The following is a 14,120-nucleotide window of genomic DNA, read 5'->3' as shown; positions in this document are numbered from 1 at the left end:
CTTAGGACAAAAAGTGCTCAGGCAAACAGGCGCTGCAAGGCGGCCGACACGGCCAGCACAGCAATCAGACTATCGATGCGGTCATAGACGCCGCCATGACCGGGCAGCAGATTACTGCTGTCCTTGATGCCGGCACTGCGCTTGAACCACGACTCCAGCAGATCCCCCACCACACTCACCGCCGTCAGGCCCAGCGCCAGCAGTAATAAACCAGCCAGAGGCAGGTCGAGTTGCAGCCAACCCAGTTGCAACACCAGCCAGACATAGCCCGCCACCGCCAGCACGGCGCCGACAACACCTTCCCAGCTCTTACCTGGACTGATGGCCGGCGCCAGCTTGCGACGACCGAAAGCCTTGCCGGCAAAATAGGCGGCGATGTCCGCCACCCACACCAGGCCCATCACCGCCAGCAATTGCGTGGCGCTGGCAGCCGTACCATCCGGGCGCCAGGCCAGAAACCCCAGCCAGGCAGGAAACATCAGCAGCCAGCCCAGCAACATGGCTTTCATGCCCCCCGGCAACGGCCAGCGTCGCACCAGCCACAACGGCGCCAGCAGCAGCCATACCGGCAATGCCAGCAACAGCAGTGCGTGCGCCAGCGATGCCTGCCCCGGCATCGGCAACTGCCAGAAACCCACGGCCAGTAACGAGCTGAGTGCCAGATAGCCAGCCTGCGGCCAACCTTTGATGCCGGCCATGCGCGTGAACTCCCACAGCGCCAAGCCGATAACCAGCCAGGCAAATGCAGCCCACAGCGGCGCGGAAAAGTAGAACACTGCGCCCAGCATGATGGGCAACAGCAGCAACGCCGTAATGACGCGGGTTATCAGCATGGATCAGCCTCGGCGATGGGCTTGCGGCAATTGTTCACTGGTGCGGCCAAAACGGCGCTCACGGCTGCGGAAGGAAGACAATGCGGCGTCCAGCGCTTCCTTGCCGAAGTCCGGCCACAAGAGATCGGTGAAATAGAGTTCGGCATAAGCCAGCTGCCACAGCAGAAAATTGCTGATGCGCTGCTCGCCGCCGGTACGAATGAACAGGTCCGGTTCTGGCGCGTAAGCCATCGACAGGTTGGCCGCAAGACTGGCCTCATCGATCTCCTGCACACCGGCGGTGTGCAGACGATTGACGGCCTGCAGCACATCCCAGCGACCACCATAATCGGCGGCAATGGTCAGCACCAGACCACTATTGGCCGCGGTTTTGGCTTCGGCGGCATCGATACGCTGACAGATTGCGGCAGAGAAACGCTCGCGCGCTCCGATGACACGCAGCTGAATATTGTTCTGGTGCAGGCGCTCAACCTCCCGATCGAGAGCAACAAAGAACAATTCCATCAGGAAATTGACCTCATCGGCCGGGCGCCGCCAGTTTTCGGTAGAAAACGCGAACAAGGTCAGGTAACCAACCCCCAGATCGATACAGGTTTTTACGGTGTCGCGCACCGCATCGAGGCCGCGCTTATGGCCAGCCACACGCGGCAACAGCCGTTTTTTCGCCCAGCGGCCGTTACCATCCATGATGATGGCAATGTGCCGGGGCACAGACTGCACCTCCGGCACTGCTTGCGTGGAACTTGCAAACACGCAATGCTCCTTACACGGCCATCAGTTCGGCTTCTTTGGCCGCCAGAGCCTTGTCGACTTCGGCAATGAACTTGTCTGTCAGCTTCTGCACTTCGTCCTGGCCGCGGCGCTCTTCGTCCTCGGTAATCTCTTTGTCCTTGATCAGGTTCTTGAGATCGTTGTTGCAGTCGCGACGGACGTTGCGGATCGACACGCGCGCGCCTTCGGCCTCGCTGCGCACCACTTTGATCAGATCCTTGCGACGCTCTTCGGTCAGTGCCGGCATCGGCACACGGATCAGCTCGCCCATCGAAGACGGATTCAGACCCAGATCGCTATCGCGAATGGCCTTTTCCACCTTGGCAGCCATGTTTTTTTCCCACGGCTGCACACCAATGGTACGCGCGTCGATCAGGGTAACGTTGGCTACCTGGTTAACCGGCACATCGCTGCCGTAATAGTCAACCATGACATGGTCCAGCAGGCCGGTGTGGGCACGACCGGTACGCACTTTGGACAGGTCGGTCTTGAAGGTTTCGAGCGATTTCTGCATGCGCTGCTCGGCCGACTTCTTTACGTCATTGATCATGATTACTCCCGTTGCATTCTGAAAAACAAGGCGGAAAGCGGCTTTGCGCCGTTTCCGCCTATGTGGAATCACTAAATCAGCAGTGTACCAGCGTGCCTTCGTCTTCGCCAAGCACGACACGGGTCAGCGCGCCCTGCTTGAAAATGCTGAATACCTTGATATTCAGGTGCTGGTCACGACACAACGCGAAGGCAGTGGCATCCATTACCTTCAGGTTGCGCGAAATGGCTTCGTCGAACGTCAGTGTCTGGTAGCGAACGGCATCCGGGTTCTTTTTCGGATCATCGGTGTAGACGCCATCCACCTTGGTGGCCTTCAGCATGATGTCCACGTTCATTTCCATGCCGCGCAACGCTGCTGCGGTATCGGTGGTAAAGAACGGGTTGCCAGTGCCGGCAGCAAAGATCACTACCTTACCTTCTTCCAGATACTGCATCGCCTTGCCGCGCACATACGGCTCGGCAATCTGCTGCATGGTCAGCGCGGATTGCACACGGGCAATCAGGCCGGCCTTGGTCATGGCATCTTTCAGCGCCAGTGCATTCATCACCGTCGCCATCATGCCCATGTAATCTGCGGTAGCGCGATCCATGCCGGAAGCGGCCGGTGCTACGCCACGGAAAATGTTGCCACCACCAATCACGATGCCGACTTGCACGCCCAGATCCACCACATCCTTGATCTGAGCCACGATCTGCTCGATCGTGTTGCGGTTAATCCCGTAGCTGTCATCACCCATCAGGGCTTCGCCGGACAATTTCAGCAGGATGCGCTTGTACGCGGGAACTTGGCTCATGATTACCTCTGGCAATAGGTTTGAATTCTGTTTGCGAAACGGCACCCTGTTTTGCAGGGTGCCGTTCTTGGTACAACGTGACTACGAATTACAGCTTGGCAGCAGCAGCCACTTCAGCAGCGTAGTCTACAACCTTCTTCTCGATGCCCTCACCCACCACGAACATGGCGAATGCTTTCACGGAAGCGGATTTTTCAGCCAGCAGCTTTTCAACGGTCACGTCCGGGTTCTTGACGAACGGCTGACCAACCAGGGTCACTTCCGCCAGGAACTTGTTCACGCGGCCTTCAACCATCTTGGCAACGATGTCAGCCGGCTTGCCGGATTCGGCAGCCTGAGCAGTGTAGATCTTGCGCTCTTGTTCCAGGGTTTCAGCCGGAACTTCAGCCTTGGAAACGCAGATCGGCTTGGAAGCGGCAATGTGCATGGCCACATCCTTGCCCACTTGCTCTTCGCCCTTGTAATCAACGATCACGCCGATCTTGGCACCGTGCAGGTAGGTAGCGATGGCACCGTCGGTTTCGTAACGAACGAAACGACGGATAGTCATGTTCTCGCCCAGCTTGGCAATGGCTGCCTTGCGGGTTTCTTCCACCGACTGGCCGTCAACTTCAACGGCAGCCAGGGCTTCAACATCAGCCGGGTTGGCCGCAACAACTGCTTTGGCAGCTGCGGCAGCCAGGGCGATGAAGGTCGGGTCTTTGGCTACGAAGTCAGTTTCGCAGTTCACTTCTACCAGGGCACCAACGCCACCAGCCACGAAAGAACCGATGATACCTTCTGCAGCGACACGGCCAGCCATCTTGGAAGCCTTGTTGCCGGACTTGATGCGCAGGATTTCTTCAGCCTTGGCAGCGTCGCCGTCAGCTTCAACCAATGCCTTTTTGCACTCCATCATGCCCAGACCAGTCGCAACGCGCAGGTCGGATACCATCTTTGCGGTGATTTCCGCCATGACTAACTCCTTAAAAATAAATACGTTCCGGAGGATTTAAAAAAAGGGGCTTTCGCCCCTTTTCGCCAAGTGCTTACTCGGCGGCTGCTTCAGCAGCAGCTACGATTTCCTGCAGCGACTGCGCACGGCCTTCCAGCACGGCGTCGGCGATGCCGCGAGCGTACAGACGGATGGCACGGCTGGAGTCATCGTTACCCGGAATTACGTAGTCAATGCCTTCCGGCGAGTTGTTGGTATCAACCACACCGATAACCGGGATACCCAGTTTCTTGGCTTCAACGATGGTACCTTTCTGGTAGCCGGTATCGATAACGAAGATCGCGTCCGGCAGACCTTTCATATCCTTGATACCACCCAGCGAGCGCTCGAGTTTTTCAACTTCGCGCTGCATATCCAGCAGTTCTTTCTTGTTGAAACCGGACTGATCGCCAGCTTCGAGCTGGGCACGCTTGTCTTCAAGACGCTTGATGGACTGCTTCACGGTCTTGTAGTTGGTCAGCATGCCGCCCAACCAGCGATGATCCACGAACGGAACGCCAGCACGGCTGGCTTCTTCGCGGACGATCTCACGCGCCTGACGCTTGGTACCCACGAACAGAACGGTACCCTTGTTGGCAGCCAGACGACGCACATAATCCTGAGCCTGCACGAACAGCGGCAGGGTTTTTTCCAGGTTGATGATGTGAATCTTGTTGCGGCTGCCAAAGATGTACTGAGCCATCTTCGGGTTCCAGAAGCGGGTTTGGTGGCCGAAGTGTACGCCGGCCTCAAGCATTTGACGCATGGTCACATTGGTGGACATTCTTTAATCTCCAAAAGGGTTAAGCCTCCATCCGTACAGTCAACCCTTGCGGGCACCCTATTGCGTACGGATGTGCGTAATTTCCCCCGAAATTGAGGGAACTCGCAATTGTAGCATCAGCGCAAACCCCTGCTCAAGCCCCATCCTGCTCTCCACGGTCGCGAATGCGTTGCCGATGCTTGCGCATGGCAATCCACACCACCAGCCAGGTGGGCAAGAAACCCAGCAGCAGTAAGACCAGAAACGACTGCACGGCGGAGTTCTGCCCTACCGCCAGCATCAATACAAAGTACAACCAGCCTATCAGCACCAAGTACATATCAAACAACCGTTTGAAATTTATCGAGAATTGCGACAAGAATAGCGCACTACAACGCACAACACAGGGCTGACCACATGCAAACCCGTTTCACCCAGGCATTTGGCATCGCCAGGCCGCTGCTCTGCCCCGGCATGAGCTATATCGCCACCCCGGAACTGGTGGCCGCCACCAGCAATGCCGGCGGCCTGGGCATCCTCGCCACCGGGCCGCTCACCCCCGAACAAACCCGCCAAGCCATCCGCCACATTCGCACGCTGACCGACAAACCATTCGGCATCGGCTGCACCCTGATGATGCCGGGCGCACGGGAAAACGCCGAAGTCGCCCTGCAGGAGCAGGTGCCGGTAATCAATTTTTCGCTCGGCAAAGGTGACTGGATCGTGCAACGGGCGCATGCCTATGGCGGCAAGGTCATCGCCACCGTGGTTACCGAAAAGCACGCCCAGTCTGCGGCCAACGTTGGCGTGGATGCACTGCTGGTTACCGGCCATGAAGCAGCTGCACATGGCGGCGAAGTAACCTCACTAGTACTGATCCCGGCCATCCGCCGCCTCACCGACCTGCCAATCATTGCCGCCGGCGGCTTCGGCAATGGCCAGGGGCTGCTGGCCGCACTGGCACTGGGCGCCGACGCCATCGCCATGGGCACCCGGCTTGCCATGACTCGCGAAAGCCCGGTACACCAGCACACCAAGGACATGATTCGCCAGCGCACGGTAGCCGACACCCTATATTCGAAAAATTTTGACGGCCTGTGGTGTCGGGTGATGGACACCCCCACCGCCCGCCGCGCCACCCGCAAACCGCTGGGGCTGCTGCAAGCGGCCTGGCGAGCCGCCGGTGCGGCACGTCGCATGCATATGCCGCTAATGAAGGTAGTGCTGGGCGGCCTGCTGCGCGCGCCGCAGCAATTGCGCCAACTAGCGCAGTTTGGTGCCGCCACCGAATCCATTCGCCTGGCGATCGAGGATGGCGATCACCAGCGCGGTGTGCAACTCATTGGCCAGGTGCAGGGACTGATTGATGACGTACCCAGCGTGGCCGAGCTGTTCCAACGCCTGGAAGACGAGGCGCGACAATGCCACGCCAGCCTGCCCACACTCTGACATCGTCATTGCCAACTCAAATGCAAACAATTATCATTTGATGAAAATTTGCGATGATGCAAGCAACCTAGCGCACCCCTCCGGTTGCGCTTTTTACTGGAGGATCGTCCCAATGCTATGGCCAGCCTACGACTTGCAGCACACCCCCACCACAGGGAACCGCAATGCGCTGGCCATACCGCTGCGCATTCCCGCCAACCGGCTGAGCATCATTACCGGTGGACACCCCACCGAGCGCCAGCAGCTGCTCGCCGCCTTGTCCGGCCACAGCGGCGACATCTGCGGCCAACTATTCGGCCAGCCCGCCTGCCCCGACAAGCTGCAACGCCTGGCCTGCGGCCAGCAAAGTGGCGACAGTCATTGCCGACAGCAGTTGCGTCGCCATGCACTGCAGGGACGGCTGCCGCGCCACAGTTGGTGGCTGCGCGGCAACGAGCACGACCTGCACATCGTCAATCAGCTGCTGCGTGAATTCGGGCTGAGCCACCTTGCCACACAACGCTTCTGCCAACTGACTGCGGCGGAACAGCAACTGGCTACCCTTGCCCGCTGCCTGGCCAGCACCGCCCCGATCGTGCTGCTGGACGAACCCGCCGCCAGCCTGGCATGCCAGCAGCGACAGCTGCTACTACAACAGCTGCAGCGCCTGGCCATCACCGGCCGCACCATTGTGATTACCCTGCAGGATCAAACTCTGGCACACCAGCACGCCGACTGGCTGATCGACCTGAACCGCGGTGCACTGCCACCGGCGTGCCGCACAGCCAGCACCCCGGGCACCGGCACAATAGCCGCCGGAGGATGCTTGGAGCACGCCAGACGCTCGGCGTAGAATCAAGCCACTCCACACCCACGGCCTTGCCATGAGCCTCAACCTTCCCACCAGCCCAGACCCGCAGCTTCCGATCCAGTGGTGCGTTTTCGATGGCAACGGCCTGTACCTTGCCGCCGAGCAACTGCCGGACACCGCCCCCGCGCAACACACCGGTGCCCGCTACATCGGCCACAACACGGCGGCCAACCTGTTCGCCACCGAATTGCTGGGCCCGGCACCAGCCAACTGGCAACAGGTCAGCCTGCGCCAGGCGCTACTGACCCTGCCGGCCGATTACACCCCGCTACTGGCGCGTGCCGCGCAACTGCGCCGTTTCGAGCAAACCCACCGCTACTGCGGCGCCTGCGCCGGGCCGCTACTCGCCAACGCCCACGACCACGGCAAGCACTGCCCCAGCTGTGGCGAACTGTACTACCCGCGGCTATCGCCGGCGATGATGGTACTGATCTACCGTGGCCGCGAAGTGCTGCTGGCACGCAGCCCGCAATTCGCGCCGGGCATGTACAGCGCGCTGGCGGGCTTTGTCGAGGCTGGTGAAAGCGTGGAAGAGTGCGTACACCGCGAGGCGTTCGAAGAAGTCGGCGTGCGCCTGCGCTCGCTGCGTTACATGCGCTCGCAGTCCTGGCCGTTCCCACATTCGCTGATGCTGGCGTTCGTGGCCGAGTACGACAGTGGTGACATCACCCCGCAACCCGGCGAGATTGAGGACGCCGCCTGGTTCGATATCGACCAGCTGCCGCTCACCCCGCCGCCGCGCTCGATTGCCCATTTCCTGCTGCTGGACCACCTGACCAGCCTGCAACAAACCCCGCGCTGAGCCCCGCCCGGCCCCGCTGCAGTCGGGCATGTGTTGCACGGCTGGTTCCAGATAAAAATACGCACTGGCCCTGTCCGCGTTAACACTTCAACAAACCACGTTCACGCTTTACTATCGACCGACATATAAAACGACCAGCACATTTTAAAGTTCAACATCAAGCTGGCGCCCACCCAACCTACAAAGTACTTCAGCAAGGAAAAACAACTATGGGGAAACTCTCACTGGCACAGCGCCTGGGTTTAGGCTTTGGCGCTGTCATTCTGCTGCTGGTTCTCGGTTCGGCATTCACCCTCTATCGCCTGACCACCATCCAGTCCCGGGTCTCCGAACTGGTGGAATACCGCATTCCCGTAATCCAGAACTCCCGCACCCTCAGCGGGGCCCTGCTGGCCTCCACCAACGCCGCCCGCACCATCCTGCTGGAAAGCGACGACAAGCTGGTGGAAGAAAAGATGACCATTCTGAAAAACTCGGTGACGGTTGCACGCACCCAGTATGACCAGATGAAAGCCATTTCCCGCGATGCGTCCGAAGTGGAACTGGTCGGCAAGATCGGCAAATCGCTGGGCGAATTCACCGCCCTGGTCGACAAGCTGCTGCCGATGATCACCCGCCAGAAATGGGATGCTTCCATCATCGTCAGCGAAAAACTGGAACCGCAGGAGAAGCTGCTGGGCATCCAGCTGGACAAGCTGATCGCCTACCACACCAAGGTGATGGAAGAGCAGAAATCCAGCACCACCAGCACCCTGCGCGACACCATGGTGGCATCGCTACTGGCGATCGTGGTGAGCGTGGGCGCCAGCATCTTCGTGGCGTTGCTGATTGCCCGCACCCTCACCCGTCAACTGGGTGGCGAGCCGGACTATGCGGCCAACGTGATGAAGGAAATCGCCCACGGCAACCTGGGCGTGGAAGTCAAAATCCGCAAGGGTGACAACAGCTCGCTGCTGTACAACCTGTCGCGCATGACCAAGGAACTGAACGACGCGCTGCACACCGTGGAGCGCAGCGTGCAGGAAAGCGCCGCCGCCTCCGGCGAACTGCAAAACACCATGCAGCGGCTGATGACGCGCTCGGAAGAACAGAACCGCGCCGCCGACGACATGGTCGTCGTGATCCAGCAGATGGCCGTCGGCGTGCAGGAGCTGCATCGCAGCGCCGACGACACCGAAGCGGCCGCCCGCTCCGCCAGCGGCGAAGCGCAGCAGGGCGTGGAAGTGATCAAGGGCGCGGTACGCGAGATGGATGCCATCAGCAGCCTGATCAAGGAAACGTCCGGCAGCATTAACGAGCTGGGGCGTCAATCGCAGACCATCGACAACATCGTGTCGGTGATTCGTGACGTTGCCGACCAGACCAACCTGCTGGCACTGAACGCCGCCATCGAAGCCGCCCGCGCCGGCGAACAGGGCCGCGGCTTTGCCGTGGTGGCCGACGAAGTGCGCAAGCTGGCCGAGCGCACCACCAAGGCTACCGGCGAGATCGCCGCCATGATCGGCGCCATCCGCATCAGCGCGCAGCAGGCAGTGGAAGCCATGAATCAGTCGGTGGAGCGCGCCCACACCAGCGCCACCCAGGGCCAGCTGGCCGGGCAATCCATTGTGGCCATCCAGAACGGCACCGACAACGTGGGCCAGAGCGTGCAAGGCATCGCCAGCGCGCTGTCCGAGCAGGCACGCTCCGGCGAACAGGTATCGCGCGAGGTACAGCGCATCACCTCCATCGCCCAACGCAACCGTGATGCGGCCAACGAAGCCGCCAGCGCGGCGGCACGCATGAGCGAGCTGACCGAGGAAATCAGCCGCAGCTTCCGCCGCTTCCAGACTACCTGAGCGCAAACCGGCGCCCTGCCAAGCCGCTGCCCGTGCAGCGGCTTTTTCATGTCCGCGCGAGCACGGCGCCACCAAGCTCTCGCAGCGCGATGCGCCACCGGCACCATCGCATGCTGGTAACAGCAGCCGGCACCCGGTTGCGACGAGCGCACCAAGTCGCCGCGCCTGAGCCCCGCCGTACAATTTGTTGCTTGACGCCGCCCGGCCGCGCCGGCAAAAACAAGTGCCTTGTTGGGAGAGACCGGACATGCACCACCTGCAAACCATTTATCACCTGCAGCCCAGCGCCAGCGCCCGGGTGCAGCAGCGACAGGCGGTACGCGGCATCGTGGCGCGCGGGCGCGAGCTGCTGTTGCTGTACACCGGCCGTTACGACGACTACAGCCTGCCCGGCGGCGGCGTAGAGGCCGATGAGGACCACTCGCTGGCACTGGCGCGCGAACTGGCGGAAGAAACCGGCGCGCGCGAGGTCAACATCCAGCGGCCATTCGGGTTGATCGACGAATTCCGCCCGCCGCGCGGTGATTACGACGTGCTGCACATGCTGTCGTATTGCTATGTGTGCCAGATCGCGGCAACGTTGGCCGCACCGCAGATGGAGGCCTACGAGATCAAGAACCGCATGGAAGTGCGCTGGCTGGACGTGGATGCTGCCATTGCCCACAACGAGGCGGTGCTGCAGCGCGGTGCGCCCGGCATGGGGCTGTCTATCGTGCGCGAGACGGTGCTGCTGAAACTCATCGCCCAGGCGCTGGACAACGGCCAGCTGCAATAGCCCGCCAGCACTGCCCAATAGAGAGGCGCCCGCACATTGACGCAGCCAACTACTGCTCAATGCGCGGGCGCCTTCTGCATGCCCGGTGGCGATGCCTGCGGTTACTTCACCGGAATCATCAGGTGCTGATACGGCGTGCCCGGCCACATCACGTACGGTACCGCGGTATCCGGCGTGGCATCCTTGGGATACAAGTCATAGAAGGCCTGCTCCGCCCCGACAATCATCACGTGCGGCCCGGTTTTCACCCAGTGATTCTGCGCATCCGGCTTGCTGGCATAGGGATCGGTATTGCTGGCATCGGTGCCGCCGGACAGCATATACATGAAGCCTATCTTGCCGGGCGGCGGCGTGGTGTGGCCGATCCAGGCCATGGCCCAGCTCATGGCGGCCATGTCCATACACATCGGATCCTGTCCCGGGGTAGCCGGGTTGTCCGGCATGCAGGTAAAGCCGTTGCTGCCCTGGCGCAGCATGCGCATCTTGCCGTCCGCCTCCATCGTGACAATGCTGGCGCTGGCGGCAACCTTGCGCGGCGCCGCTCTCATGGCACTCTTGATCATTTGCTTGTCGCCAGGCGGCGAGGCAAAAGCGGCAGGCAGATGGACAATGGCGGCCAACCCCAGGGCAATGGCCAGACAGCGGTGTGTCAAAGCCGGTGTCGACATGATCACTCCTTTGCGATTCAACGGGTGTCTCCCCGGCTGCCGGCACGACTGTGTGGAACACCTGGATTGTAAGAGAACAGTGCACGGCTCTTGCCTTCGCTAGCTGGCAGCCGGGAGCTGAAAACGGAAGGCGCGAAACCGCAGCAAGTGCGCCTTAAGTGTAGGCAACGCCCCTGCAACTGCAACCAGCCGCCGCCGGCGGTGAAGTGCACCTGTCGCCGGCGCCACAGCTGCGGCCAACCCTGGCCGCCGGCGCCGCAAGCCGGCAGCCGCAATGGCGAAGGCCCTGCATCAGCAGGGCCTTCGGCGGGCAACACGATGGGCACCCAAGCCGGGTGCTTACTCGGCCGTCGTGGGGTCTATCATCGTGCGGACCTGCGACACCCGGTCGGCCGGAAAGCCGCCCTTGCGAGCGTGTTCCCGCACCAACTCCTCGCTGGGGGCGATGTAGACGCAGTACACCTTGTCGTCGGTGACATAGCTTTCCAGCCACTGCACGCTCGGCCCCAGCTCTTGCAGCACCCCGCAGGATTTGGCCGAGATGCCCTGCAGCTCTGCCGCGGTCAGTTTGCCCGCGCCCGGTATTTCCCGTTCAATCACATACTTCGGCATGACAATCTCCTGCTGAATCAACACCACTGGCGACTGCACCCGCAGCGCCTGTGCTCAGCATAGCTGCCTGCGGCCACAATATTGCGGCCGATTTGCCACCGGCCTGCGGCCAACGTTGGCCGCAGCCTCAGTCGGCTTGCGGGCCTTTTTTCAGCTGTTTCATGAACGCACCAAAGTGCGGCCGGAACTCGGCAAACAGCGGGTGCTCCTTGTGTTCCAGCATCACTTCACCAAACAGCTTCAGGCCGATGGCGAACGCGTCGGTATTGATGCCGGCCAGATCGCTACGCTGCCGCAGGCGCTGCGCGATCTGGAACAGGTCGTCATGGTTGCCCGCTTCAAACTGCAGTGGCGCATCGTAAGCGGAAGGCTCACCGTTGGCGGTGGCGAGGTGTTCTACGGTAAGGCGATAGCGATGTTGTTTCATGACGGTATCCATGTGTGGAGGGTGGCAACCAGGCGACACACGCCCGGCGGCAAGGGTTAACGCATCTGGAACAGCTCCTGATGGAAGCGTGCCGCAGGCAGGCCCAGCGCCAGCAACCTGTCGCGCAACTGCTGGCCAAAGTCCACCGGGCCGCAGAACCAGATATCGGCTTCACGCCAGTCCGGTACGGTGCGGGTCAGGCGCTCGACATCCAGCCGGCCATCGTGTGGCTGGCACAATAGATGCAGATCCACCCCGGCGGCACGGGCATCGGCGGCCAGGCGGGCCATGATGTCGGCGTCGTAGTCGCTGCTGGCGTGGAAAAAATCGATCTGCTGCCCGGCTGGCCGGGCGGCCAGCGCCTGCATTCTGGCCACGAACGGCGTCACCCCGATGCCGCCGCTGATCCAGATCTGGCGCGGGCCGGCACTGTCGAAAGTAAAGCGGCCATACGGGCCTTCCAGCTGCACCGCATCACCCGCCGCCAGCTTGTGCGGCAAGGTCCGGGTGTAGTCGCCCAGCGCCTTGATCAACAGCCGCACATGGCCATCGCCCTGCCAGGCCGAGGCCAGCGTAAACGGGTGCGCCCCTTCCTGCGGGTTAAAGGTGACAAAGGCAAACTGCCCGGCTTGATGCCCCGGCCAGGCCTGCTCCAGCTGCAAGTCGACCGCCAGCACCTTGAGTTCCGGCTGATAGCTTACGGCACTGATCCGGCCGGCGGTGCGCGGCTGGCCGCGGTGACGGCGCGCCAGCGACAGGATGGCGGACACGCTGCCCGCCGCCATCAGCATTGCCAGCAACCAACCGGTCGGTGTCGCCCAGTTGCCGAACTGCAGCAGCACCACGGCATGGAACACCAGCACCAGGTAGGCAAGCGGCAGCAGACGGTGCAATTGGGCAAAGCGGCGGTACGGCACCAGCTTGATCAACGCCACCACCATCAGCGCCGCGGCGGCGTAAAACGCCCACTCACCCAGGCTTTCCGCGGTGTGGCGCAGCTGCATGAACAGCTGTTGCAGGCTGCCGTCCACCAAGTGCAGCGGCGCCCGGCGTGGCCGGCCACCACTGAGCAGCCCAAGTGCCGACAGCCACTTGGGGCCTTTCGCCAGCAGCCAGTGGCTGAGCGATAACACCAGGCCGGCGATACCCAACCATTTGTGCAGCCGGTACATTTTGTCCAGCCCGCCCAGGCGGCCTTCCAGCCGGGTTGGCCGCATCGCCAGCAACATGGCGACGCTCATCACTGTCATGCCCAGCACGCCGCTGTACTGGATCAGGACATTGCGCCAGGCGATGAAATTGGGCTGCCCGCCCAGGGTGGCGGGGTTGCTGGCCAGCCAAAGCAGCGAAACCAGGGCCAGCGTGCCCCAGAAAAACCATGTGATCTTGCGCATGTCAGTCACCTTGCGAACACTAATCCGAATGGTGGCAGCCTAATCGCCACATATCTTTCTCGCAAGATAACTACACACCCGTTAACATCTTGCCGCCGCCCTTAACAAATCCGCCAAGGAAGCCAGCAATGCAGCAGAAAAACCGCATGCACAACCACCAGTGGGACAGCGCGCTAGACCCGCACACCGTGCCGCTGTTCTTGCAGCTGCAGTGGGCGCAGGCGCAATCACTGCGCACCATGCGGCCGATGCTGGAGAAGTTTGCGCTCAGTGCGGTGGAATTCGACGTGCTGGCCACACTGCGCAACGCCCCCGCCCCGCACCAGCTGACGCCCTCGGCCATTCAGGCTGGGGTGGTGATTACCTCCGGCGGCCTGACCAAGGTGCTGTTGCAACTGGAAGCGCGTGGCCTGGTGACACGGCAGCAGCAGGAGCACGATCTGCGGCTGAAACCGGTGTGCCTCAGCGACAGCGGCAGGCAGCTGATCGAGAGCGCCATGACCGAAACTGTGGCCAATACCGGCCAGTGGCTGCGCGACCGGCTGAGCGCGGCGGAAATCAGCCAGCTGACACAGTTGCTGGCGCGGCTGGCGGACTAGCGTCCGCACTGCGGCCAACG

17 protein-coding genes are annotated in these 14,120 nt (G+C 61.6%); 6 read left to right on the top strand and 11 right to left on the bottom strand.

Going from position 1 to position 14,120, the window contains the following annotated elements; all coding sequences use genetic code 11:
• Positions 1 to 17 precede the first annotated feature (17 nt).
• From ABNW52_RS07450 to ABNW52_RS07420, 7 genes are all read right to left on the bottom strand, one after another.
• Positions 18 to 833 carry a phosphatidate cytidylyltransferase gene (locus ABNW52_RS07450; RefSeq protein ID WP_349585947.1) on the bottom strand — a complete coding sequence of 272 codons (816 nt, stop codon included), beginning with the start codon at positions 831 to 833 and terminating at the stop codon, positions 18 to 20.
• 3 nt (positions 834 to 836) lie between these two features.
• Positions 837 to 1,586 carry an isoprenyl transferase gene (locus tag ABNW52_RS07445; protein ID WP_349585945.1) on the bottom strand — a complete coding sequence of 250 codons (750 nt, stop codon included), beginning with the start codon at positions 1,584 to 1,586 and terminating at the stop codon, positions 837 to 839.
• 10 nt (positions 1,587 to 1,596) lie between these two features.
• Positions 1,597 to 2,154 carry a ribosome recycling factor gene (gene frr / locus ABNW52_RS07440; protein WP_349585943.1) on the bottom strand — a complete coding sequence of 186 codons (558 nt, stop codon included), beginning with the start codon at positions 2,152 to 2,154 and terminating at the stop codon, positions 1,597 to 1,599.
• 76 nt (positions 2,155 to 2,230) lie between these two features.
• A complete protein-coding gene (gene pyrH / locus ABNW52_RS07435; RefSeq protein WP_349585941.1) occupies positions 2,231 to 2,950 on the bottom strand; it encodes a UMP kinase in 720 nt (239 codons plus the stop codon).
• An 88-nt stretch (positions 2,951 to 3,038) separates the two neighbouring features.
• Positions 3,039 to 3,905 (bottom strand): translation elongation factor Ts, encoded by an 867-nt coding sequence (tsf, locus tag ABNW52_RS07430; RefSeq protein ID WP_349585940.1) that lies wholly within the window; start codon positions 3,903 to 3,905, stop codon positions 3,039 to 3,041.
• 73 nt (positions 3,906 to 3,978) lie between these two features.
• Entirely contained in the window at positions 3,979 to 4,707 is a 729-nt protein-coding gene (gene rpsB, locus ABNW52_RS07425) for a 30S ribosomal protein S2 (protein WP_349585938.1), read from the bottom strand.
• A 133-nt stretch (positions 4,708 to 4,840) separates the two neighbouring features.
• Positions 4,841 to 5,065, bottom strand: a complete 225-nt coding sequence (locus ABNW52_RS07420) for a hypothetical protein (protein WP_349585936.1) — start codon at positions 5,063 to 5,065, stop codon at positions 4,841 to 4,843.
• A gap of 38 nt (positions 5,066 to 5,103) precedes the next feature.
• Here ABNW52_RS07420 and ABNW52_RS07415 point away from each other — a divergent pair, with 38 nt between their 5' ends.
• The 5 genes from ABNW52_RS07415 to ABNW52_RS07395 all read left to right on the top strand — a co-directional run bounded on the left by ABNW52_RS07415 (position 5,104) and on the right by ABNW52_RS07395 (position 10,400).
• Positions 5,104 to 6,135, top strand: a complete 1,032-nt coding sequence (locus ABNW52_RS07415) for an NAD(P)H-dependent flavin oxidoreductase (RefSeq protein WP_349585934.1) — start codon at positions 5,104 to 5,106, stop codon at positions 6,133 to 6,135.
• A 112-nt stretch (positions 6,136 to 6,247) separates the two neighbouring features.
• A complete protein-coding gene (locus ABNW52_RS07410; RefSeq protein WP_349585932.1) occupies positions 6,248 to 6,967 on the top strand; it encodes an ATP-binding cassette domain-containing protein in 720 nt (239 codons plus the stop codon).
• Positions 6,968 to 6,998: 31 nt separating this feature from the next.
• Positions 6,999 to 7,787, top strand: a complete 789-nt coding sequence (gene nudC / locus ABNW52_RS07405; protein WP_349585930.1) for an NAD(+) diphosphatase — start codon at positions 6,999 to 7,001, stop codon at positions 7,785 to 7,787.
• Between the two features lie 209 nt (positions 7,788 to 7,996).
• Positions 7,997 to 9,625, top strand: a complete 1,629-nt coding sequence (locus ABNW52_RS07400; protein ID WP_349585928.1) for a methyl-accepting chemotaxis protein — start codon at positions 7,997 to 7,999, stop codon at positions 9,623 to 9,625.
• Between the two features lie 247 nt (positions 9,626 to 9,872).
• Entirely contained in the window at positions 9,873 to 10,400 is a 528-nt protein-coding gene (locus tag ABNW52_RS07395) for an NUDIX hydrolase (RefSeq protein ID WP_349585926.1), read from the top strand.
• Positions 10,401 to 10,501: 101 nt separating this feature from the next.
• Here ABNW52_RS07395 and ABNW52_RS07390 read toward each other — a convergent pair whose 3' ends face one another.
• The 4 genes from ABNW52_RS07390 to ABNW52_RS07375 all read right to left on the bottom strand — a co-directional run bounded on the left by ABNW52_RS07390 (position 10,502) and on the right by ABNW52_RS07375 (position 13,501).
• On the bottom strand, positions 10,502 to 11,068 hold the full coding sequence (locus tag ABNW52_RS07390; protein WP_349585925.1) for a hypothetical protein: 567 nt from the start codon (positions 11,066 to 11,068) through the stop codon (positions 10,502 to 10,504).
• A gap of 339 nt (positions 11,069 to 11,407) precedes the next feature.
• Positions 11,408 to 11,680, bottom strand: coding sequence for a DUF4242 domain-containing protein (locus ABNW52_RS07385; protein WP_349585923.1), 273 nt, complete (start codon positions 11,678 to 11,680; stop codon positions 11,408 to 11,410).
• 127 nt (positions 11,681 to 11,807) lie between these two features.
• Complete coding sequence (locus ABNW52_RS07380; protein WP_349585922.1) at positions 11,808 to 12,107, bottom strand: DUF3861 domain-containing protein; 300 nt, start codon at positions 12,105 to 12,107, stop codon at positions 11,808 to 11,810.
• A gap of 56 nt (positions 12,108 to 12,163) precedes the next feature.
• Entirely contained in the window at positions 12,164 to 13,501 is a 1,338-nt protein-coding gene (locus ABNW52_RS07375; RefSeq protein WP_349585920.1) for a ferredoxin reductase family protein, read from the bottom strand.
• A 128-nt stretch (positions 13,502 to 13,629) separates the two neighbouring features.
• Here ABNW52_RS07375 and ABNW52_RS07370 point away from each other — a divergent pair, with 128 nt between their 5' ends.
• The gene (locus tag ABNW52_RS07370) at positions 13,630 to 14,100 is read left to right on the top strand and encodes a MarR family winged helix-turn-helix transcriptional regulator (protein ID WP_349585918.1); all 471 of its coding nucleotides are present in this window, start codon (positions 13,630 to 13,632) and stop codon (positions 14,098 to 14,100) included.
• Positions 14,101 to 14,120: the final 20 nt, after the last annotated feature.

This window comes from Vogesella oryzagri (assembly GCF_040148885.1).
Classification (GTDB): domain Bacteria; phylum Pseudomonadota; class Gammaproteobacteria; order Burkholderiales; family Chromobacteriaceae; genus Vogesella; species Vogesella oryzagri.
The sequence above is the reverse complement of the archived record's forward strand: the minus strand, read 5'-3'. Positions and strand labels throughout refer to the sequence as shown.